Genomic DNA, 22,742 nt, shown 5'->3' with positions numbered 1-22,742 from the left:
ACCATAGAGCGTTGGAACCACCTGATCCCATCCCGAACTCAGCAGTGAAACGATGCATCGCCGATGGTAGTGTGGGGTTTCCCCATGTGAGAGTAGGTCATCGTCAAGATTGAATTCCGAAACCCCTGTCTGCTAACGCAGACAGGGGTTTTGTTATTTCAGGGCATGTAAAACCAATCATCAAACTGCTTTGCGTGCCTTGCTGATACGTCGAGCCTGCCATTTGCGCCACCAGATATAGACGCCAGTACCTGACAACCCCGCAATCAAAACACCTAACACCGCGATCATTACTTGCCCTGTAACCCCAATGATCCGTCCTCCGTGTATCGGTAACTGCAACCGGTAAAACTGTTCCCCTAACGTCCCCTGTCCTGCGATCTCCTGCCCTAACAAGCGCCCATCCGTACCATGAACGAACAACCAGGATTTGCCATGTGCTTCAGTGTCGTGCTGCCCGAATCCTGCGCCGTAGAAGTTGTACTCAAAGCTGTAATACAGCTCCCCGATCGCTGCAGTCAGTCCTAACCTTTTTCCCTCCTGTAGTGCCCTTTCGTACGCTTGCTGGTAACTCAACTGCGTCACCCCAAGATCACCAACAGGCATTCGCCCTCGAGCCTCATAGACGCTCGGCTCAATCGGCGAAAACAGCGACACCGCAGGCTTGAACAGCTGACTCGGTAAGTTCATCGCTACGCTGCTGATGGCGATCGGCAGCAACAACAGCCACAACCACAATCCCCCCGCACGATGCAGATCGAAGTTCAGCCGGTAGGCATGCCCACCCTTGACCTTCCAAGCCGTCGACCACTTCTTCCAGAATGGTTTTCCTCGCGGCAATGTCAGCCACAGCGCAACGAAGCAATCGATCACCCAGGCAACGGCCACCAACCCCATCAGCCACAATCCCCAGTTCCCCGGCAATGTCAGGTTGTAGTGAAACTCCAGAATAAACGGGACAAAGTTCTTCCGTTCAAAACAACATTCTCCCCAATAGCGCTGACCCATCTGCTCAGCGCTCACCGGATCCAGATAGAACACCTGACTACGCTCGGTAAATGGTTTGCCGGTCGCTGGATCATTACGTGGAACAGCCGCCAGTAGAGCGGTATGCCCCGCCTCATGCGGATACTCCATGTACCAGACCTGCAGCTTTGGATGCGCAGATTGCACTGCATCAACCAACTCGCCCGGTGGCAGGCGAGAACCCTGTGCAGACGCTGCATAAAACTGCGGATTCAACCATTCATCCAACTCATGATTGAACGCGAGAATGCTCCCGGTAACGCCGGCGAGTAGCAAAAACACTGCGGTGGCCAAGCCGATATAACGGTGCAACAACACCAGAAACGCACGCATGAGAATTTCCCCATAGAAACGACAAAGCCAGCTCCTGGAACATCAGGGGCTGGCTTTTTTATGCACAGGACAAAGGCTTAGAACTGGTAGCTGACCGTCGCCGCGACGTTGCGCTCTTCGCCCATGTAGCAGAAGTTCAGACTGGCGCAGGAGGCGACATAGGACTCATTGGTCAGATTGTTCGCGTTCAGACGCACATCGACGCCCTTCAAGCCGACCTTGCCCAAGTCATAGCCAATCGAGGCATCAAATAGCGTGTAGGAAGGCACCTTCAGGGTGTTTTCCGCATCAGCCCAGCTGTAACCGACATATCGCACACCGCCACCCAGGCGCAGGCCATCGAGCGCGGCGCTGTCGAATTTGTAGTCAGCCCACAATGACGCCATATGACGCGGCGCCTGCGTCGGCGAGTTGCCTTTGTTCTCGATCACATCGGTCGGCGTGCTCAACGTGCTGACCATCGACTTGGAGTATTCGATATCGGTGAAGGTATAGCTGCCGAGGACTTTGACGTTGTCGGTCAGTTGCATGTGAGCTTCCAGCTCCAGACCTTGAGAGCGGACAGCGCCTACTGCGCGATAAAAGTTTTCCTGCGGCAGTTTGGTCGCCAGATTTTCCTGATCGATGCGGAACAGCGACGCAGTAAACAAGTTGTCAGTGCCCGGCGGCTGATACTTCAAACCGACTTCCCACTGCGTACCGTCGGTAGGTGCCAAAGGATTACCGGCGCTGTCGGCATAGGAGTTCGGGTTAAACGATTCGGAGTAGCTGATGTACGGCGCCAAACCGTTATCGAACAAGTACAACGCGCCAGCACGGCCGGTGAGTTTGGTGCGGCGATCATTGATCTCTGTGCCAAGCGGGCGCCCTGCTTCAGCGATACGATTTTCGTCCGAAGTCTCGACCCAGTCTTGACGCAGGCCCAGCGAGAAACGCCACTTGTCCATCTCGATCAGGTCTTGCAGGTAAACCCCGGTCTGCTCCAGACGGCGCAGGTAGCTGGTCTTGCCGTACATATCGATTGCCGAGTTGCCGTACACCGGGTTGAACGCATTGATTGGTGCAAGACCGCCGCTGGTCCAGTCAACCACGGTTTTGCGCCGCTGGTAGTCGGCACCCATCAGCACAGTGTGTTTGGTCGCACCGGTGAAAAATTCAGCCTGAAGCATGTTATCGACGATAAACGCATGCAGGCGCTCATCACCGCCGGTGTAGTAGCGGTTCAGCTCGTTGCTGGTTGGCGAGGTCCAGCCATACGCGTAGACCTGATCCATGTTCACTTTGGAATCGAGATAACGAAAGTTCTGTCGCGCGGTGAAGACGTCGTTGAAGCGATGTTCAAATTGATAACCGAATGATTGCTGATCACGCGAATAACCATCGATGCCTGGCTCACCTTCGAAAAAGTGTGGCGAGATGCGGTTGCCATTGCGCTGATGAATTGTGCCGTCGGCCGGTACGCCGCCGTGGTAGCCACCGTCCGGATCATGTTGCAGATAAGCCTGCAAGGTCAGCGAAGTGTCTTCACTGAAATCAATGCTGAGGGTCGGTGCGAGGGCGAAGCGCTTTTCCTTGTTGTGGTCGAACTGTGTGTCGGACTGATCCGTTAAGCCGGTCAGACGATAGGCAATACGCTTGTCGTCATCGACCGGGCCGCTGAAGTCAAAACCGACCCCGCGCTGACCCTGCGTGCCGACCGTGGCTTGCACTTGATGGTAAGCCTCGTACAACGGTTTCTTGCTGGTCAGTGCCACCAGACCGCCCGGCGAACTGCGGCCGTACAGCACCGATGACGGCCCCTTGAGAATATCCACGCGCTCAAGGAAATACGGATCGACCTGCATGGTGCTGTAAGTGCCGCTGTCGCCCATCGACTTGAGGCCGTCGAGGTAGATGTTGTCCACCGAGCCGTCGTTGAAGCCGCGCATTGCCACGTAGTCATAGCGATGCGTTGCGCCGTACGGATTGGTCAGCACGCCTGGGGAGTAGCGCATCGCTTGCGAGACAGTCTGCGAACCCTGATCGTCCATTTGCTCGCGAGTGACCACCGACACGCTTTGCGAAGTTTCCAGCAACGCGGTACTGGTCTTGGTGGCGATCTGGCTGTGAGTGGCGTTGTAACCATCCGTGCTGCCCAATGCGTTGCCGAGGGCAAAGCCTTTGATGTCCATCGTCGGCAAGGCCAGCGCGGCGGATTCGGCGAGCGGACGCAGGATATAGCTGCTGCCATCCTGACTGACCGCGTCCAGACCCGAACCGCCGAGCAAATGGCTCAGCGCCTGATCGGTCGAGTACTCACCCTGTACACCCGGCGATTGCAGTCCCTGAGTTTGCTGCGGCGTCATCGACAACGTGATGCCAGCCTGACGGGCAAATTGATTCAGTGCGTCACCGAGAGGGCCAGCAGCAACGCTGTAGCGGTGGCTGACTGCACTGGCTGCGGGATTTGCCGCCATGCTCAAGGAAGGCATCACACCAACGCCCAGTGCCGTCGAAAACAGCGCAGCCCTGATGGCGTGGCGCAACAGTACCGATTCGGCAGTGAAATTCGGAGAGTTCTTACAGGTGGCGCGGACAGTCATTGTAGGTTTCCGTAGGAAGTCGCAAACGCTTGAGTTGAAGTGCTTACTGACTAAGCCGGACTGGCTGCAAAAACCCGCCAAAAAATTTTAAACCGCGCGTTCCAGGGTCACCCACCAACGCGTGCGATAGCGCAATTGCACCGGCAACGTCTGCGGCAGAATCGCCAGCAGTTTGTCGGTGTCTTCCAGACGGAATACGCCGGACAGGCGCAGTTCCGCCACTTGCGAAGCACAGTTCAGAAAGCCCTGACGATAACGCGCGACTTCGGCGAGAAAGTCACCCAAACGCATGTTGCGCGTGACGATCAAGCCATCGACCCACGCGCCAGCGTCCATATCCAGCGTCGGGGCCGGGCGTACCTGGTGGTGGTCGATCAGATAACTCTGCCCGGCGAGTGCGTCTACCGAAGTGCCGCCGGAGTGGATGGCCACCTGGCCATGGGTGACGCTGAGCCGCGTGCAATCATTGTCCTGGCGCAGGATGAATCGGGCGTGGACGGGCTCATAAGTGCCGTGACGGTTTTGTACACGCAGCGGCCGATCAGTCGGCGCGCCCTCGTCGGAGCCACCACACGTGACAATGATTTCCCCGCGAGTCAGTTTGATCAGGCGCTGTTGCGCCGTGTAATCCAGATCCACCGCGCTGGCAGTGTTCAACTCGATCCGCGTGCCATCCGGCAACTGGAAGCCGCGCCGCTCGCCAGTTGCCGTAGCGTAATCGGCACTCCATTGCTGCCACACGGCAGTGTCCTTGGCCAGCCAGGCGGCGGAGCCCATCAGCAATACGCCGGACAATAGCTTCAACGCCTGTCGCCGGCCCAGACCCTGGGCACTGTTTTCCAGTGTATTGAATGCCACATGCGCGCCGGGCACCGCGCGCAGGTTGTTGTTCAGTTCGGCTTGCAGCGACTGCACCCGCTGCCAGGCCAATTCATGTTCATGGTGTTCGGCGCGCCACTGTTCGCACTGGCGGTTCAACCGCGAATTGCCATGATTATTGCGCAGGCGCAGCAGCCAATGAATGGCTTGTTTGACCACTTGTTGCTGAGGCTCGGCACGGCGACCGAGTGCGGCGCTTTCCACAGGCATCAGCTTTCGTACCGCAGCACATAACAGTGATACAGCGTATCGGCGACATAACGTTCCACCGAACGCAACGACAGTCCCATCTGCTCGGAGATCTGCTTGTGGGTCAACCCTTCGCACTGCGCCAGCAGAAAGGCCTGACGCACTTTCGGCTTTAGTCCTTCAAGCATCCGCGCGATGCTCTCCAGTAACTCGATCACCAGTGCGCGGGCTTCGGCGCTTGGCGTTTCGGCTTCGGGTAGATGCGCAATGGTTTCCAGATAGGCGCGTTCGATTTCCTCGCGACGCCAATGATCGATCACCAGCCCACGCGCAATCGTGCGCAGAAAGGCGCGAGGTGCTTTGAGTTCGAGGCGTTCGGTGCGTTGCAACAGGCGTACGAAAGTATCCTGGGCCAGATCTGCCGCATCTGCCGCGTTGCCCAGCCGCGCGCGCAGCCAAGCGTTGAGCCAGCCGTGATGACTACTGTAAAGCGCCTGTACTGCAAACTCAGGTGAGGACATGAACGCGAACGTCACAAATGATAATTACTCGCATTGTCATCAAGGGTTGCAGAATTTGCAACTGCCACTGATACAACGCTCATAAAAAACCGGTTACCAGCCGCTCTAGTACGCCGTTCGGCGGGAATTCGCCAGAAATGCCATCCATTTCCCGCACAGCCCTAAGATTTCTCCGACACGTGCCGACAGACTGGTGAGACATGCGTGCACCAAAGTAGAGCGGCCAGAAGAACGCTGCCTGCGCTGTACATGGATGTTGCATCCGGAACGCATCCCCACTTTTGTCATAAGAAGTCCCATGAAATGAATCTCAAGTTCAGCCATAAAATCCTGTTGGCCGCCTCGGGCGTCGTGGTCCTGGCGTTCGCGCTGTTCACCCTCTACAACGACTATCTGCAGCGAAACACCATTCGCCAGAACCTTCAGTCTTCCGTACAGCAGGCCGGTGATCTGACCGCCAGCAGCGTGCAGAACTGGATGAGCGGGCGGATTCTGGTGCTGGAAAACCTCGCGCAGAACGTTGCCCATCAGGGTAAGGACGCGGACTTCCCGGGTCTGGTCGATCAACCAGCGTTCACTTCGAACTTCCAGTTCACCTATGTCGGTCAGGCCAACGGTGTGTTCACCCAGCGCCCAGACGCGAAGATGCCGGACGGCTATGACCCGCGTCAGCGCCCTTGGTACAAGCAAGCCGTGGTGGCTGACAAAACCATGCTGACGCCGCCGTACATGGCTGCCGTTGGCGGGCTGGTGGTGACCATCGCCATGCCGGTGAAAAAGAACGGCGAGCTGCTCGGTGTGGTCGGTGGTGACCTGAGCCTGGAAACCCTGGTGAAGATCATCAACTCGGTGGACTTCGGTGGCCTCGGCCATGCGTTCCTGGTCAGCGCCGACGGTCAGGTGATCGTCAGCCCAGACAAAGATCAGGTCATGAAAAACCTGAAAGACATCTACCCGAACACCAGCGTGCGCATCGAGAAGGGCAACCAGAACGTCGTGCTCAATGGCCAGGAACGCATTCTGTCGTTCACCCCGGTCAGCGACCTGCCGAATGCGCAGTGGTACATCGGTCTGTCGATTGATCGCGATAAAGCCTACGCCGCACTCAGCCAATTCCGCACATCGGCACTGATCGCGATGTTTGTCGCGGTGGCAGCGATTGCGCTGCTGCTGAGCCTGTTGATCAACGTCCTGATGCGTCCGCTGACCACCATGGGCCGCGCGATGCAGGACATTGCTCAGGGTGAAGGCGACCTGACTCGCCGTCTGGTAGTAGAAAGCAAAGACGAGTTCGGTGAATTGGGCAGCGCGTTCAACCAGTTCGTTGAACGGATTCACGCGTCGATTTCCGAGGTGTCCTCGGCGACCCGTCATGTGCATGACCTTTCGCAACGGGTGATGGCGTCGTCCAACGCCTCGATAATCGGTTCCGATGAGCAAAGCGCGCGCACCAACAGCGTCGCTGCGGCGATCAACGAACTGGGTGCCGCCACACAGGAAATCGCCCGTAACGCCGCCGATGCTTCGCAGCATGCCAGCGGCGCCAGCGAGCAGGCCGATGACGGTCGTCAGGTGGTCGAGCAGACGATTCAAGCGATGACTGAGCTGTCGCAGAAGATCAGCCTGTCGTGCACGCAGATCGAAACCCTGAACGCCAGCACCGACAACATCGGCCATATCCTTGATGTGATCAAAGGCATTTCGCAACAGACCAACCTGTTGGCGCTCAACGCCGCGATTGAAGCGGCGCGTGCCGGTGAAGCCGGACGTGGTTTTGCCGTGGTGGCGGACGAGGTGCGTAACCTTGCCCATCGCACCCAGGAGTCGGCGGAGGAGATCCACAAGATGATCACTTCGCTGCAGGTCGGTTCGCGTGAAGCGGTGACCACGATGAATGCCAGTCAGGCGTCCAGCGAGCAGAGCGTTGAAGTGGCCAACCAGGCCGGTTTGCGTCTGGTCAGCGTGACCCAGCGCATCGGTGAAATCGACGGTATGAACCAGTCGGTGGCAGCGGCCACTGAAGAGCAGACCGCCGTGGTGGAAACCCTCAACGTCGACGTTAACCAGATCAACCTGCTGAACCAGCAGAGCGTGGCCAACCTCAATGAAACATTGAAGGATTGTGATGCGTTGTCGCAGCAGGCCAACCGCCTGAAGCAATTGGTCGACAGCTTCAAGATCTGACCTCAAGTCAGACCGCGTTATCGTTCATCGCGAGCAGGCTCACTCCTACAAATTAAACCGGGTTCCATCTGAAGGAACCCGATCAACTGTAGGAGTGAGCCTGCTCGCGATAGCGGTCTACAACTCACCGCCGAACTCAAGCTTTAAACAAACAGCTTCAGCACATTCCCCATCGCATCATCCGCAAACCCCTGCACAAACTCCTTGAACCCCGGCAGCGCCTCTTCGCCGCCCGAGGCCGGCTCGGCAATGATCGTCCACGTCGCCCGGGACTTGCCTGCGCCCAGCGCTTCCACATTCATCGCCGCCCACAGATTCGCCACGCCCAGGGTGTTGTAAATCGTCGTCCAGGTCATGCTCCGCGCCTGCTCATCGCGGGAGTTGAGTTGCTCGACCACCACGTTGCCATCCTTGAAGAACTTCTTGCGCAGTGAGGACACGCCCTCACCGGTCATTTCGATGTGCGACAGCGCCGGAATGAAACGGTCGAAACCGCCGAAGTCGCCGACCACCGCCCAGACCTGCGTCGCGTCTGCGGGCACTTCCACCGACGATACAACGTGGCAGCCGTGCGGGTTTTTGATCAGGGTGTCGGGTTGCAGATTGCTCATGGTGTTGCTCCTTTCTTATGGCTTCAGATGAAGTTGATTTGCTTCAGGTAGTCGCAGCCGCGACGCAGCAGCGCCGGGGATTTCTGCGGGTAGTGCGCGCCCATTTGCTGCACGCCGGCTTCAGCGTTGGCGTGGCCGATCAGAGAGATGTCGCCGATGTCTTCTTCAAAGCCGTTGAGGTAGAAACCGAGTACGCCGAACAGCGCGTTATCGGCGTCGACCCGGTTCAGTTGCTGCTGCCAGTCGGCAACGCTGACCAGCGCGAACTCGCTGCCGGTTTCGCGGAACGAAGCGACGTAGGCGTCCCAGCTCAGCGGCTCGGGGTTGTGCAGGTTGAACACCGCCCGCTCGGGTGAATAACGGCTGGCGTGGAAGGCGATGAAACGGGCGAGAAAGTCCACCGGCATCAGGTCGAAATTCAGCGCGAAGGCTGGCACCTGACCGAGCTGGATCGAGCCCTTGAGCATCAACATCAAACGGTTTTTGTGCGGTTGGCATACGCCGCTCAAGCTGTTGAAGCTGATGTTGCCGGGGCGATAAAGATTGACCCGAACGCCGCGTTCGCGCGCCCGTTCAAGGATGCGTTCAGCGACCCATTTCGACAGGTTGTAGCCGTTGCGGATGTAGATCGGTGGCGTCAGCGCGGCAGGCAATTCCAGCACTCGCCCCGCATCATCGACCGTGCTTGAAGCCGACAGCGTCGAGACGAAGTTGAAGACCTTTTTGCTCCGCCCTTCGCACAAGCGCAGCAGGGCGAAAATTGGTTCGACGTTGTCCGCCGCCAGCGACTCGTAATCGAGGACGTGATTGACGTTGGCGGCGTTGTGCACCAGTGCGCCGAACTCGCAATCGAGGCGCTGATAGTCTTCATCATTCAGGCCCAACTGCGGACGCGTAATATCCGCCGCGTAAACCCGCACCCGGCTCAGATCCAGATGCTCCAGACGGTTTTCCCGCAGTGACTCGGCAAAGCGTTGCGCTGCTGTTTTCCCGCCGCCGTCGCGCACCAGACACGCCACTTCGCTGGCACCCCAACCGAGCAGCGCTTCGACGATGTGCACGCCAACAAAGCTGTTGGCGCCGGTGACGATGACCTTGTGCACATCGCCCATGCGGCTGATCGGCAGGGGTTCGATGTCCAGCGCACGTTCGGCGTCGGCCATGGCTTGAGCGCTGAGCACCGCGTTGTCATCGGTGCCGCGCACCAGCGTTGCGAGTTTGATGATGGTCGGCAGTTCGATGAAGCGATTGATCGAAATGCTGCGACCGAATTCCTCACGCAAACGCAGCAACATCCGCGACAGCAGAATCGAGTGGCCACCGAGATTGAAGAAGCTTTCGTCGGTGGAAATGTCGTTGGTCGGTAACTCCAGCAATTCCGCCCAGACCTCCAGCAGCAGTGCTTCATCAGCATTCGCCGGCAGGCATTTCGGCCCGCTGTCCTGCACATTCACCGGCAGTTGCAGCAGTGCTTTACGGTCGACCTTGCCGTTGCTGGCGAACGGCATGCTCGGCAGCTCAGTCCACGCCACGGGTTGCATGTAGTCGGGCAAAAACTGCCGGGCGTGGGCCTTCAATGCTTCGCGCGCGGTGTCTGATTGTGGCTGGGCGAGGAAAGCCAGAATGCGCCGCTGACTGTCGATCACCACCGCCACTTGCCGGTACAACTGGCTCTCGCGCAGGCAGCGTTCGATCTCTTCCGGCTCGACCCGGAAGCCGCGAATCTTCACCTGATTGTCGCGCCGTCCACACAGCTCGATACCGTGCTCGCCCCACCTGGCCATGTCGCCGCTGCGGTAGGCGCGCAACGTCTGCCCGTCCGGCAGATTCAAGATCAGATAACGCTCGGCGGTCTGCTGTGGATTGTTCAGATAACCGAGGCAGACGCCGGGGCCGACGATGAACAATTCGCCGACGGTGTTCTGCGGCAGCGGTTGCAAATCGTCATCGAGAATCAGCACCTGGCTGTTGGCGATCGGCGCGCCGAGGCTGCGATTGCTGTCACCGGGTATCAGCTGACGCGCAGTGATCAGCACCGTGGCTTCGGTCGGTCCGTAAAGGTTGTGCAGCGTGCCCTGACGGGTCAGTTGCTCGATGACGAACGGCTCGCAGACATCGCCGCCGGTCATCACTTGCACGCCTTCCAGTTGCTCCAGCGGCAGGATGCTCAACAGCGCCGGCGGCAGGAAGGCGTGGGTCAATTGTCGGCGGCGGATCAGCGCGACCAGTTGCAGCGGATCGCGCCGTTGCATGTCGTCGGGCACCACCAGTTCGGCACCTTCGAGCAGGGTCGGGAAGATGTCGATCAGTGACGAATCGAAGCTCAGCGAAGAGAACTGCAAGACCCGACTTTCGGCCTGCAACTGCACGTAATCGGCGTACCACGCGGTGAAGTGCGCGAGGTTGGTCTGGCTTAGCAATACGCCCTTCGGATGCCCGGTGGTGCCCGAGGTATAGAGCGCCATGCACGGGGCATCAAGGTCTGGGCGGCTGCGCATCAACGGCTGGCTGAGATCGGCCTCTGAGCTCTCGATGCGGGTGACATCCAGCCCCGCCATGGTTTCGCCAAGCGGATGCTCGCCATCATGCAGCAACAACAACGCGCCCGAGTTTTGCAGAATGTACTGCTGGCGCTGCAACGGATGACTCGGCTCCAGCGGCAAGTACACCGCGCCGCTGCCGAGGACCGCCAGAATCGAGGCGAACAGCGCCGGGCTTTTCGGCAGGCAGATGCCCACCACCCACGGTTGCGGATGTTGCTCGAGCAAAGGCTGCAAGCGCTGCTGGATCGCGCGACTGTGGGCGTGCAATTGCCGATAGCTGATCGACTGTTCGGCGAGGTGCAGTGCAGGTCGTTCGGCGTGATGGATCAGGCTCTGTTGCAGGCGTTCGATTGCCGGGATCTGCGCCTGTTCCAGCAGCGTCGGATTCGCCGTGTCGTTGAGGCGATGGATGTACGCCAGGCTGTCGAGGAACAGCAGGTCTTCCATCCGCTCGAAATCCGCCGCCGGCACCGACGCGGCCTGCTGAAAATAGTCAGCATCACGAGAGAAGCGGCTGACCAGCAACGTCACTTCGTCGACCACCTGCGTCAGTGCTCGCTGGCGCAGTGACTGACCATTGCCGGACGGCTCATCGGCAATCGGCACGCGGCTGATCAGTGAAGAGCCGAGGAAGCACAGCAGATCGAGTGAAGGTAAACCGGCTTTGCTGTGCGCATTGATACCCAAACGCAGATGCAGGTGCGGGATCGCGCAGAAGTCACCAGCACCGATGAAGCCATCATCGATGATCAAGTCCACCGTCGCTGCCGCGACGCCGCTGCGCTGCAATGTGTGGCCGTGTTGTTCAAGCTCCAGCGCCAGGTCGGTCATGGCCTGGCTGGCGCCAATCAGTAAAATGTCGAGACGTTTCATGTCGGCCTCCTTGTCAAACCAGGTAGTCATGCAGGGCGTGCTGCACGCAGGGCGTGTCGAGCAGCGAACTGTTGTGGAAGAACTTGACGATGTTGCCCACCAGCGGATGGTGGCGATTGATCGGGAACGCGAGCCCGGCCATTTCATCCCGGAGCGAACGGCGCGTGGCCTCGCTGACCGGCAGCGCATCGATCAAGCGCAGGTCGAAGGCTTTCTGGATGTCGTTGGTCAGGTAATGGCCGATGAACACCGGCAGGATTTGCGCGATGGTTTCGCGATCCGCCGCGCTGGCGGTGTGCCAATAGATGCGCACCATCCGCGCCCAGAAGCTCGAATGACGACCTTCATCGAGCAGGTGATCGGCCATCAGGCCTTTGATCGACGGCTTGACCGTGTCGTCGCGAGCGAACGCGGCGACATCACCGGTCACGGTGTTTTCGGCGATGGCCACGCAAACCAGTTCCACCGCGCTACGCAGGTGCTCGGGTGCCAGCGCAACAGCGGCGGGAATCGCCCGGCTCAGCTCGATTTCATCGGGCAACTGAATCGGTTCGATACCGGTCATCGCCACCGTTTGCTGCATGAAATCCATCGCCACCAGCGCGTGATAATCCTCGTCGACCACCACGGTCATCGCGTCGTAACGACAGGCAAACGGGAAGGCCACGGCGAAGCGATTCTTGGCGATGCTGCGCGCGGTTTTATCGACGATCTCGGTTTCGAAAATCACCACATCGTTGATGAATTTGTACAACGTCTGCACCAAGGCGAAATCGCGCTGCTGCGGACACTCGCGCAGAAAGGTTTCGCTGAGCACCAGCGGCTGACGACTGAGCGGGTAGATCAGCCGCTCGTCGTCTTCGAGCACGCGCCGCGGGCGGGTGCGGATGGTCGCGCGGTTTTCCCAGGCATCGGCAAACGATTGATAGTCGGCGGCGTTCATTGGGTCACCTCCGCCAACGGTTCGCGCATGCTCAGGCGCAGGCCGTCCCACAAGGCGATTCGGCTTTCCACCGCGGCAATGGCGCTGGCGTAGACTTCGGCCTGGCGCTGCGGATCGCCGTCGACCAGGCGCGCGAGAAGGTGCTCCGCCGCCGGGCCGTGATCTTCGGAGTCGACTTCGATGTGGCGCTCCAGGTAATAGCGGAAGGTCGGCGCTTGCTCGATTCCGATGCCCCAATCGTCAAGAATGCGCTGGAACATGCTCGGGATCACGCTCTCGCGACCATGCAGAAACGCCGCCGCCACACTGTGTCCCGGTGCATGCAGGGCGGTACGCAAGGTGTCGCGGACAAACTGCGCGGCGGCCGGATCAACTTCGACGCTTTGCAGCGCGACGTCATAGCTCACACCTTCCTGTTGCAGCGCGACAAAGCGCTCCACGGCGGTGGTATTCGCGCCGATTTCGCGCATGGCATCCAGGTACAACTCGAAATGGCTGTAATGACCTTCCGTCAGGCGATCATCCGACTCCTCGCCGAGAACGATCTCGTTGATCAACCGGGCGGCGTGAGGATCGCGCGGCGGTAACCACGGCAACCGCGTGCAGGTCAGCTCCTGCTGCAGGCGTTTGGTCAGCGACATGAAATCCCATACGGCAAATACGTGGGTTTCCATGAAACGTTGCAACACCGATAACGATGTGATCTCGGAAAAGATCGGGTGAATGCTAAGTTCGGCTTTCTTCAGGGCGAGTTGGTTCTTATTGGGCATCATGATGTCCTTTATCGTTGATGTTGAATGGAACTGTTCTGGCAACTGCGCAAACAATGAAACGACGACTTGCTTGTTTTCTTTCGGCGAACGACAACCTTCTTTCTGCAAGGTAAGTACGGAGCTGATATAGCGCTGACATGCCAGCCCCTAATGCGCTGCTGCTGTGCCGCAGGCATTGGGCCGCTGCCGAAGCGAACGGTGAAGTTCACACTTGGCGAAGAAAAACTAATACACCGGCAAAGTGTTTAACAAGTACATTTTTAATTATTTTAAGTTGGCTGTTTTTTGAAGTTGAGTAATACCGATAAAACTTCTGGCGGAAGTTTTATTTAGGCGTAGAAGCTCCTTTCGGCGAATAACGGCCAAAATTGATCGACAAGAGTGAATGCCTCACTCGAAGCAACTTTTCAGTAATAAGAGTTGAATGATTTAAAAGGGCGGAAGTTGGCCGTGACCCCGCGCCATGACTTCCTTTTTCCCGTGGCAAGGCTCCTTCCGTAGGTTCCTGGTGCGGGGACTGCGCCGTCAGGGCGGCGCGTCGCCCGTTCTTTATGGGGTTGGCCGTCCAAGAGTGCGGGTAAATGAGCGCCACGGCTATTACCGATTCGTCACCGGCAAGGTGCAAATTTCGGACTCAGCGGCGCGGGGAGGTTAGAGCGGGCACGCGGATCCGCCCACCCGAGGGCTGGCAGATCGCTTGGGGATTTGTAAGCGGGTGATTCGCGGGCAGGTACGCGTTCAGCGCGCGGCTTGGCGGCTTTGTGCGGCGGGGGTGGCGAGATAGCGGGTAATAACCTCGACGCCCCGATTGAGGTGTTGCTCAAGGAGTTTGATCGACCGGTCAGTGTCGCGATCCTGCACCGCTTGCAGCATCGCCCGGTGATCGTCCTGGGACAATTTGCCCAGGCCCATGGCCTCAAGATTGAAACGCAGGAAGCGTTCCTCTTCGTTGAGTCCGTCTTCGACCAGGCGTAGCAAGCGTTGGTTGGGCGCCTTGCTGTACAGGGCCATGTGGAACAAACGGTTGAGCCGGCCGATTTCCGTGTAGTCGTGTTGCGCTTCCAGCTCTTCGATGTAAGCGGACGCGCGTGCGTGATCCGCTGCCGTCAACAGCGGAATCGACTGCCGCATGGCTTCGGATTCGAGCAGGATGCGCAATTCGTAGGTTTCAGTGGCATCGCCCTGAATCAACGGTGCAACCACCGCACCTTTATGCGCGGTAACGCTGAGCAGTTCCTGGGCCTCGAGCTGGCGCAAAGCTTCGCGCACTGGCATGCGACTGACGCCGAACAGGTCGGCCAGATCCTGCTGACGCAGCGCCGTGCCGCAGGGCAGACGCCCATCGAGGATCGCCGAGCGCAGGGTTTCTTCTATCACTGAACGGGCCAGATGCGCAGGAATCGGTCCGTCGACTTTAATGCTGTGCAGCGGTTTGGGCTTCTGTGTCACGACTACGCACCCTGTATGTCGGCCTGATTTGGATCCAAATGACACTAGTGATTGCTCTACAGGTTGTCAAACCTTGTAGAACATCGTGGTGCCCAGTGAAGTTTAGCGCGCCGAGGATGATCTCATGGTGCCATTGTTTTTTGCCGGGCTAAGCTTCACCATCAAACGCTTTCCTTCCTGCCCTCTGGAAACCTGCTGTGGCGGTACGTTTCGCGATCCCCCGGACGCTGCGCTGGCTAGGCTGCGCATTGTTGCTGGCCGGCATGATGCTGGGCGGTCTGCATGCCGATTGGGATTTTTCCACGATCAGCCGCAAAGCCACGGCACTCTACGGGCCGCTGGGTGCCGGCCAACAGCGTATCGATGCCTGGCAGAATCTCTTGGCCACGCAGAAACAGGTCAGCGAAATGGAAAAACTCAAAGTGGTGAACCTGTTCTTTAACAAACAGGTGCGCTACGTCGAAGACATCGACCTGTGGCACGAGGTCGATTATTGGGAAACCCCCATCGAAGCGCTGTGGAAGGGCGCCGGCGACTGCGAAGACTACGCGATCGCCAAGTATTTCAGCCTGCGCCACCTCGGGGTTTCCAGTGACAAACTGCGCATCACCTACGTCAAGGCGTTGCGTCAGAACCGCGCGCACATGGTCCTGACTTACTATGCCACCCCCGATGCCATGCCGCTGGTGCTCGACAGCCTGATCGACCCGATCCAGCCGGCGTCGCAGCGAACCGATTTGCTGCCGGTCTACTCTTTCAATGCTGAAGGGTTGTACCTGCCGGGGGCCAAGGGCAACAAGAAGGTCGGTGATACCAAACGCCTGTCACGCTGGCAGGATGTGTTGAAGAAAATGCAGGCCGAAGGTTTCCCGGTCGAGACGACTAACTAGGAGCACGCGCTCAGATGTCTTTGTTCAAACAGCTGTTGATCGCTATCTGTCTGTTCCTGGTGGTCGCCTTCACCGGCAGCTTCATGGTCAGTCTGGAAAGCTCGCGCACCCAGTACGTCAACCAGTTGCGCTCGCATGCCCAGGACGCCGCGACGGCGCTGGCCTTGTCGCTGACGCCGAATATCGACGACCCGGCGATGGTCGAGCTGCTGGTCAGCTCGATTTTCGACAGCGGTTATTACGCGAGCATCCGCGTGGTCGATCTGAAGACTGACCAGACGATTGTCGAGCGCAGTGGCATTCCGGCCGTCAGCAATGTGCCGGACTGGTTCGTCAAACTGATTGGTCTGGAGCCGGCCGGTGGCGATGCGCTGGTCAGCCGTGGCTGGGAGCAGGCGGCGCGGGTCGAGGTGGTCAGCCATCCGATGTTCGCTGTGGCCAAACTGTGGCAGAGCGCGTTGGGCAGCCTTGGCTGGCTGCTGATCTGCGGCGCAGTGAGTGCGGTGCTCGGCGCGCTGCTGCTGCGCCGGCAATTGAAGCCACTGGATTACATGGTCAAGCAATCCCACGCCATCGCCCGTCGCGAATTCCTCAGCCTGCCGGATCTGCCGCGCACGCCTGAGTTGCGTCGCGTGGTGCAGGCGATGAACCAGATGGTCGAAAAGCTCAAGGCGCTATTCCAGGAGCAGGCCGAGCGCAGTGAAAAGCTGCGCGCCGAGTCCTATCAGGACAACCTCACTGGGCTGGCCAACCGGCGTTATTTCGAGATGCAGTTGAACAACCGGGTGAGCAACCCGGAGCAGGCCAGCTCCGGTTATCTGCTGCTGTTGCGGGTCAAGGATCTGGCCGGGCTCAACCAGCGTCTGGGCGGTCAGCGCACCGATGAATTGCTTAAAGCGGTCGGCGAACAGTTGTCCCGCGAGTGTGCCAAATACCCGGAAACGCAGAACCTCGTCACCCGTATTCGTGGCGGTGAATTCGCCGTACTGGCGCCGGGACTGGTCCGCGAGGAAGCGCTGCAACTGGCGCAGAACCTCGACAGTGCCTTGAGCAGTCTGCACGCCACTGGCGCGACCGACGTCGCTGCGGTGGCGTCGATCGGCCTGGCGCCATTCACCCACGGCGATTCGCCGCAACAGGTGCTGACGCTCGGCGATCAGGCGCTGGCGCAAGCCGAAGGGCAGGGTGAGCAGAACTGGGCCTGTATCGATCAGAGCCTGACGGCGGATGTCGGCGACGATCACCACGCTTGGCATCGCTTGCTTGATCAGGCCTTGAGTCAGCAGCGTTTCGAGCTGTATTTCCAACCGGTGGTGGCGGCCGCCGACACGCAACTGGTGCTGCATTACAAAGTGCTGTCGCGCTTGCTCGATGATCAGGGCCAGACCATTCCAGCCGGACGTTTCCTGCCGTGGCTGGAACGTTTTGGCTGGACCGCACGCCTGGATCGCCTGATGCTCGAGCGCGTGCTGGAACAGATGAAAGAACATGAAGATTCGCTGGCGCTGAACCTGTCTTCGGCGACCCTGGCGGATCCGCAGGCGTTGAACAAAGTCTTCGAGATTCTGCGTGCGCATTCCAACCTCGGTGCGCGCTTGACCCTGGAAATCGGCGAGGAGCAATTGCCCGAGCAAGCGGTGCTGGAGCAGTTGACCCGGCGCCTGCGCGAACTCGGTTTCTCTCTGAGTCTGCAGCGGTTTGGGGGGCGCTTCAGCATGATCGGCAACCTGGCGCGGCTGGGGCTGGCGTACTTGAAGATCGATGGCAGTTACATTCGTGCGATTGATCAGGAGAGTGACAAGCGTCTGTTCATCGAGGCGATCCAGCGTGCGGCGCACAGCATTGATCTGCCGCTGATTGCCGAGCGCGTCGAGACGGAAGGGGAGTTGGCGGTGATTCGCGAGATGGGCTTGTATGGGGTGCAGGGGCAGTTGTTGGGTGAGCCGAAGCCTTGGCGGTGAATCATCGCAAAAGCAACCCTCACCCTAGCCCTCTCCCAGAGGGAGAGGGGACTGACCGTGGGATATTGACGTAATACGCCGACGTGAAAGAACTCAGCTGAATTCATAATCAACCCGATCTCTCAGGTCGATGTATAGCGCCACACACCTCGGTCGGCCGCCCTCCCTCGGGGGAGATACGCCTAAGTGAAAGAGCTCCGCTGAATCCATAATCGACTCGTTTTCTCAGGTCGATGTATAACGCCAGACAGCTCGGTCGGCCCCCTCTCCCGGAGGGAGAGGGCTGGGGTGAGGGCAGGCTTTTGATTCTGGGCGGATCAGATCAACCCGCCCTCATCCTCATCGATCAACTGACTCAACCCGCCCAACGCTTCACGCGCCTGGGTCCGGTCCATCAGTTTGGCCTGAGCCGCCGGTGGCAGGTCGGTGACGCGGATCACGCCTTTTTGGGTCAGCACCTGAATCAGGTCGTCGAGGACCCGAATCATTTCAAAGTCGCTCTGCTTGAGCTGTTTCAGGCTGGTTTCCACCACTTCGTTGGCGAACCATGCCTGGATTTCATGGCTGTCGGCCGGCAGGGTTTCCGTGGCCTCGGCGTAGGCCGCGGCTTCCACGCGAATCAACAGACCTTGCGCATCGCGTTGCACGTAAAACATTGAGCATCCCTCGGAAATGAACCAGCGTCATGCTGTCAGCAGCATAGCCAACTGCGCGCGAGTATGCGGTGCGGCGACGTAATCGTCACCGTCGCGGTAAGCGCAAACGTGACGGCCGCCCCAGAGGGGCGGCCGTTTTTGTTCATGTATCAGCTGTTGTTGTGGTCGACCTTGATGGTCGGGTCGCTGCCGGCAATCAGGTTATGAATGTTGGCGCTCGACCAGTTGTTGCCTTCCAGTTTGATCGTCACATCCGGGGTTGCCGCAGCAGCATCGCCCGAGTTGAACTTGCCCGCCGAGCTGACTTGCAGCGACGACGTGCCGTCGACCGTGGTGATCTTCAGGAAGTTGTCGATGGTGCTGCCGGTCTCGCCTTGCAACAGATCACGCAGATCGATGCGGTCACCTTCGCTGGCCTTGAAGTCCTTGATCACGTCGTTGCCGGTGTCGCCGGCCTTCCAGACAAAGGTATCGGCACCCGAGCCACCGATGAGGATGTCGTTGCCCTGACCGCCGATCAGCGTGTCGTTGCCGGTGCCGCCGAGCAGGATGTCATTGCCTTTGCCGCCGTCGAGCAAGTCGTTGCCGCCGGAGCCGAAGAGGATGTCATTGCCGGCGCCACCCAATAGCGTGTCATTGCCGTCATGCGCGCCGGAGACATCGAACGCCTGATAGTGCTCGGTGATGTACTGGTGCACGTTGCTGGTGGTGACTTTGCTGACGTCAACCCCGGTTTCCTTGGCAACGAACGCCTGCATCGCCTGATAACCCTCACCGGCAATGCCGTTGAAGCTCACCAGGTCGCCGAACAGGATGTCGTTGCCGTCGCCACCGCTGACGGTGTCGTTGCCCGGCATCGTCGCTTCGGTGTGGCCGATGATGGAGTTGGCCAGATCCTTCGGATCGATGTTGGTCTGTGGCGTTTTATCCGAATCGTAAGGTTTCAGATCGTTGAGGCTGACATCGTTGTTCAGGCCGATAGCCTCGACGTTCGACAGACCGCTGAGCAAGGCGAAACCACTGGTCGAGTTACTGGTCGTTGCCGAGTTGGTGCTGTTACCGGTACCCGCCAGACTCGACAACTCATAGGTGCCGTCGCCCTGCGCGTGGATGGTGCCCAGATTAGTGCTGCTCCAGCCCCACCACGAATTGTAGGTTTGCAGGGTTACGGTGCCGGCGCTGTTGATCGTCAACGCGTGGGTATTGTCGATGTAGGTGCTGAAGGTGTCGCCCGTCTTGTAGTTGCTGGTTTTCACCACATCGTCGAGCTTCACGTTGCCGTACAGCGTCGGGTTGGTCTGCTCGCCGCTCTGGTAGTAGGTCGGCTGGCCGTCGGTGATGAAGTACGTAAGGTTCTTCGCCCCGGTGTTGGCCACAGCGTCAGCGCTCTGGAACCAGTTGGCCGTGGTCTTGAACACGTCCTCGTAGTTGGTGCCGCCGCCGGAGGCCATCGAGTCCAGTACCGCTTTGAGTTGCGTCAGCGCGTTCGGATCGTTGAGGTTCACCGACACCGACTTGTTGACCTGGGTATCGAAGTCCACCAGGAAAATATTCACCGTGCCCGAATTGCTGCCGCCCAGGCTCTGCTTGAGGCTGTTGAACACCGAAGTCAGCGAGTCTTTGGCGGCGTTGAGCGACGACGCGCTCATGCTGCCAGAGCTGTCGACCATGAACGCGATGTTGTAGTTGGTGCCCGGCACCACGGTCAGACCACCGATGTCGGCGACCATGATGTCGTTGCCATCGGTGCCGCTGAAGGTGTCATCGCCCGAAGTCGCGACGATGGCGTTGTACACCGCTGGCACCACAGTGACCGGAATGGTCGCGGTGCTGCTGGCCGAGCCGCCGACCATCTCGGTGGAGGTCGAGGTCACGGTCAGGTTGAACTGGCCGTTGTAGTACGGCGGCGGGGTCACGGTCAGGCTGCCGAGGTTCCAGCCTGTGACGTTGGCGTCGCCGCTGCTGGCGGTAACAGTAAAGGTATGACCCGCGCCATCGCTGAGCACCGAGCCGACCGGTGCACCGCTGATCTTCACGCTCAGGGTTTCCGAGCCGTCGGTGTCGGTCAGGGCGGTGGTGATCGCCGACAGTTTCACCGTGGTGCCTTCGGCGCCGGTGTTGAGTTTGTAGCCGTCGTAATAGCCTTCGCCGTTAGTGCCGTGCAGATCGGAGACGGTCACGCCCGAATTGACCAGATCCTTCACGCCGGTGTAGATCGGTACGCCGGCGCTGCTCAGGTCGATCGGCGTACTGCCGTTGACCGACAGGTTGACGTCATAGCTGCCCGGGCCGCTCTGGTTGTGGTGGTAGATGTCCAGGGTGTAGTAACCGCTGGTGGTCGGGGTGAACGAACCGTTGAGGTTGCCGCCCACGCCCCACGTGGTCGAGGCCACGTTCTTGCCACCAATGGTGACCAACAGGCTGTCATCGCCGATGCCGCTGAAGGTGTAGGTCTTGCCGGCTTCCAGATAGATCAGGCCGGAGGTCTTCGACGCCGTACCGGCGGTCACACTGCCGTCGGACTGCACGTTATTCACGTTCGTGCTGGTGTTCGGTGTGCCAGCGCCGTCGATCACATTTTTCAACGTGGTCGAATCTGCGCCGTTGCCGTTGGTGCCCAGGCCCGACAGGCCGGTCCAGACTTCCTTGACCAGTCCGGTGGACTTCACGCTGTTGTCGGCGACGCTCACGGTCGGTGCATCCGCCACCGGAGTAATGTCGATCTTCACGGTGCCGGTATTGCCCAGCAACTGGCCGTCGGTTGGCTGGAACTTGATTTGCGCGTAGTCAGCCTGGTTGTTGCCCAGACCTGTGCCACCGTAACCGTTGACGCCCGACTCGTTGGCATCCGGCAGGAAGCGCAGCTTGCCGGCGTCGATGTCAGCCTTGCTGAAGGTCTGGTTGTTGGCGACGTCTTTCCAGGTCGAACCGTCGAGGTACTGCAGTTTGCCTTCGCCCGGCAGCTGGGTGATTTTCACCCCGAGGCTGCTGGCCGGGCTGTCGACGTCGGTCACACCGAAGGTCGACCAGCCAAGGATCAGCGGGGTGTCTTCGGTGCCAGTGACATTGCTCGGTGCAGCAACCGGCGCGTCGTTGACCGCTACCACGTTGACCGTGGTGGTCGCGGTGTTGGAGTAGTTGCCGCCATCGGTCACGGTCACGGTGATGATCCGTGGCACGGTGCTCGGGTTTTCACTGCCGTTGGTGAAGCTGACGTTCTTGATGGCCTGCATGTAGTCGGCCAGCGTCGCGTTACCGGACAGCGTCAGCGTGACGGTGCCGTTGGTGCTGTTGGCATTGATGGTGATGCCGTTGACGCTGTTGCCCAGGTTCAGCGCATCGCCGTCCTGACGGTTGGTCAGGACTACAGTGGCGCCGGTGAGCATGGTGCTGTCCGGGTCGGTGATGCTGATATCGGTGTCGGCAATCGACACACCAGCGCCCGGGGTGTTTTCGGTGAAGGTCACCTTGTAGTCGGCACCGGTGGCGCCGCTGGAGTTGTTGGCATCCAGGTCGATGACCGGCGGTGCGTCGTTGTCGATGATCGACGTGCTGACGCTGCCATTGGTGCTGCTGACCGCGAGGTTCTCGAAGTTGCCGCCGGTGGCCGAATCGATCTTGACCACGAAGTTCTCGGTGCCTTCGGTGATCTTGTCATCGAGGGTGGCGACGTTGAACTGCGCGCTGCTCGCACCTGCCGGGATCTTCACGGTGTACACGCCGGTGAAGTCCGAACCGTCGGCGGCGGTGCCGCTGTAGACGATTTTCAGGGTCACTTCGGTTTGCGCCGGGTGGTTCAGGCTGACCGTGTAGCTGGCGGTCTGGCCTTCGGTCACCGAGCTGCTGCCAGTGATGCTGACCGTGGTGGTATCGACTGTGTCGGTGACGTTGGTCACGGCTGGCGTGTTGCTGGTCACCAGATTTTCGAAGCTGCCGCCGCTGGTGCCGGTGATGGTCGCCTGCACGGTGCCGGCGTCTTTGTAGACGTCATCGGCCGGAGCCGGAACGGTCACGGTGCCAGTGGTTTTGCCGGCGTCGATGGTGATCACCGAACCGTTGCTGAGGGTCACGGTGACTGGCGAGCCAGCGGCGTTGGTCAGGGTCGCGGTGTAGGTGATCTGGCCACCTTCGGCCACGGTGCCGGTCGCGGACAGCGTCAGGTTGGTGGTATCGACGGTGTCGGTGACGGTAGTGCTGACCGGGGTTTTGTCGGCGACCAGATTTTCGTAGTTGCCGCCAGTGACGTTGGTGATCGAGTTGGTCAGCGGGGCGTGGCCGGTCAATGCGTCGTTAGGTGCAGTTGTGGTCGCGGTGCCGGTGGTCTGGCCA

At 59.5% G+C, this 22,742-nt stretch carries 13 protein-coding genes, 1 rRNA gene and 1 pseudogene; 4 read left to right on the top strand and 11 right to left on the bottom strand.

Annotation, left to right across the window (positions count from 1 at the left end; translation table 11 throughout):
* Positions 1-109: ribosomal RNA gene (gene rrf, locus GTU76_RS29535) — 5S ribosomal RNA — on the top strand; the annotation flags it as partial.
* 71 nt (positions 110-180) lie between these two features.
* On the opposite strand, the gene GTU76_RS29530 is transcribed toward rrf, so the two are convergent.
* The 4 genes from GTU76_RS29530 to GTU76_RS29515 form a co-directional block, all read right to left on the bottom strand.
* On the bottom strand, positions 181-1,359 hold the full coding sequence (locus GTU76_RS29530) for a PepSY-associated TM helix domain-containing protein (RefSeq protein ID WP_180700240.1): 1,179 nt from the start codon (positions 1,357-1,359) through the stop codon (positions 181-183).
* Between the two features lie 77 nt (positions 1,360-1,436).
* A complete protein-coding gene (locus GTU76_RS29525; RefSeq protein ID WP_180700239.1) occupies positions 1,437-3,941 on the bottom strand; it encodes a TonB-dependent siderophore receptor in 2,505 nt (834 codons plus the stop codon).
* Positions 3,942-4,028: 87 nt separating this feature from the next.
* Entirely contained in the window at positions 4,029-5,030 is a 1,002-nt protein-coding gene (locus GTU76_RS29520; protein WP_180700238.1) for a FecR domain-containing protein, read from the bottom strand.
* Entirely contained in the window at positions 5,030-5,530 is a 501-nt protein-coding gene (locus GTU76_RS29515) for a sigma-70 family RNA polymerase sigma factor (protein ID WP_180700237.1), read from the bottom strand. The genes GTU76_RS29520 and GTU76_RS29515 overlap by 1 nt, the downstream gene beginning before the upstream one ends.
* Positions 5,531-5,833: 303 nt before the next feature.
* On the opposite strand from GTU76_RS29515, the gene GTU76_RS29510 reads away from it, so the two are divergent.
* Positions 5,834-7,714, top strand: a complete 1,881-nt coding sequence (locus tag GTU76_RS29510; protein ID WP_180700236.1) for a methyl-accepting chemotaxis protein — start codon at positions 5,834-5,836, stop codon at positions 7,712-7,714.
* Between the two features lie 143 nt (positions 7,715-7,857).
* Here GTU76_RS29510 and GTU76_RS29505 read toward each other — a convergent pair whose 3' ends face one another.
* The 5 genes from GTU76_RS29505 to GTU76_RS29485 form a co-directional block, all read right to left on the bottom strand.
* Positions 7,858-8,325 carry an SRPBCC family protein gene (locus GTU76_RS29505; RefSeq protein WP_016987660.1) on the bottom strand — a complete coding sequence of 156 codons (468 nt, stop codon included), beginning with the start codon at positions 8,323-8,325 and terminating at the stop codon, positions 7,858-7,860.
* A 23-nt stretch (positions 8,326-8,348) separates the two neighbouring features.
* The gene (locus tag GTU76_RS29500) at positions 8,349-11,741 is read right to left on the bottom strand and encodes an amino acid adenylation domain-containing protein (RefSeq protein ID WP_180700235.1); all 3,393 of its coding nucleotides are present in this window, start codon (positions 11,739-11,741) and stop codon (positions 8,349-8,351) included.
* Positions 11,742-11,754: 13 nt separating this feature from the next.
* Positions 11,755-12,684 carry a diiron oxygenase gene (locus GTU76_RS29495; RefSeq protein WP_016987658.1) on the bottom strand — a complete coding sequence of 310 codons (930 nt, stop codon included), beginning with the start codon at positions 12,682-12,684 and terminating at the stop codon, positions 11,755-11,757.
* Entirely contained in the window at positions 12,681-13,454 is a 774-nt protein-coding gene (locus GTU76_RS29490; RefSeq protein WP_425503682.1) for a DUF3050 domain-containing protein, read from the bottom strand. Before GTU76_RS29490 ends, GTU76_RS29495 begins: the two co-directional genes overlap by 4 nt.
* Before the next feature lie 741 nt (positions 13,455-14,195).
* Entirely contained in the window at positions 14,196-14,906 is a 711-nt protein-coding gene (locus tag GTU76_RS29485) for a GntR family transcriptional regulator (protein WP_175552812.1), read from the bottom strand.
* A 197-nt stretch (positions 14,907-15,103) separates the two neighbouring features.
* Between GTU76_RS29485 and lapG the strand changes: the two genes are divergently transcribed.
* Both lapG and lapD read left to right on the top strand, forming a co-directional pair.
* Positions 15,104-15,796, top strand: a complete 693-nt coding sequence (lapG, locus tag GTU76_RS29480; RefSeq protein WP_016987655.1) for a cysteine protease LapG — start codon at positions 15,104-15,106, stop codon at positions 15,794-15,796.
* 14 nt (positions 15,797-15,810) lie between these two features.
* Complete coding sequence (gene lapD / locus GTU76_RS29475) at positions 15,811-17,757, top strand: cyclic di-GMP receptor LapD (protein WP_180700233.1); 1,947 nt, start codon at positions 15,811-15,813, stop codon at positions 17,755-17,757.
* 317 nt (positions 17,758-18,074) lie between these two features.
* Here the strand turns inward: lapD and GTU76_RS29470 are convergent, their stop codons facing one another.
* A complete protein-coding gene (locus GTU76_RS29470) occupies positions 18,075-18,413 on the bottom strand; it encodes a hypothetical protein (protein ID WP_007918987.1) in 339 nt (112 codons plus the stop codon).
* 149 nt (positions 18,414-18,562) lie between these two features.
* A pseudogene (locus GTU76_RS29465) lies at positions 18,563-22,742 on the bottom strand (LapA family giant adhesin); the annotation flags it as partial.

This window comes from Pseudomonas crudilactis (assembly GCF_013433315.1).
In the GTDB taxonomy this organism is placed as follows: domain Bacteria; phylum Pseudomonadota; class Gammaproteobacteria; order Pseudomonadales; family Pseudomonadaceae; genus Aquipseudomonas; species Aquipseudomonas crudilactis.
The sequence above is the reverse complement of the archived record's forward strand: the minus strand, read 5'-3'. Positions and strand labels throughout refer to the sequence as shown.

Coding starts and splice junctions, on each gene's coding strand:
- GTU76_RS29525 (WP_180700239.1), bottom strand. CDS start 3,941: ATGACTGTCCGCGCCACCTGTAAGAACTCTCCGAATTTCACTGCCGAA.
- GTU76_RS29505 (WP_016987660.1), bottom strand. CDS start 8,325: ATGAGCAATCTGCAACCCGACACCCTGATCAAAAACCCGCACGGCTGC.
- GTU76_RS29490 (WP_425503682.1), bottom strand. CDS start 13,454: ATGCCCAATAAGAACCAACTCGCCCTGAAGAAAGCCGAACTTAGCATT.
- GTU76_RS29510 (WP_180700236.1), top strand. CDS start 5,834: ATGAATCTCAAGTTCAGCCATAAAATCCTGTTGGCCGCCTCGGGCGTC.
- GTU76_RS29470 (WP_007918987.1), bottom strand. CDS start 18,413: ATGTTTTACGTGCAACGCGATGCGCAAGGTCTGTTGATTCGCGTGGAA.
- GTU76_RS29500 (WP_180700235.1), bottom strand. CDS start 11,741: ATGAAACGTCTCGACATTTTACTGATTGGCGCCAGCCAGGCCATGACC.
- GTU76_RS29530 (WP_180700240.1), bottom strand. CDS start 1,359: ATGCGTGCGTTTCTGGTGTTGTTGCACCGTTATATCGGCTTGGCCACC.
- GTU76_RS29520 (WP_180700238.1), bottom strand. CDS start 5,030: ATGCCTGTGGAAAGCGCCGCACTCGGTCGCCGTGCCGAGCCTCAGCAA.
- GTU76_RS29495 (WP_016987658.1), bottom strand. CDS start 12,684: ATGAACGCCGCCGACTATCAATCGTTTGCCGATGCCTGGGAAAACCGC.
- GTU76_RS29515 (WP_180700237.1), bottom strand. CDS start 5,530: ATGTCCTCACCTGAGTTTGCAGTACAGGCGCTTTACAGTAGTCATCAC.
- lapD (WP_180700233.1), top strand. CDS start 15,811: ATGTCTTTGTTCAAACAGCTGTTGATCGCTATCTGTCTGTTCCTGGTG.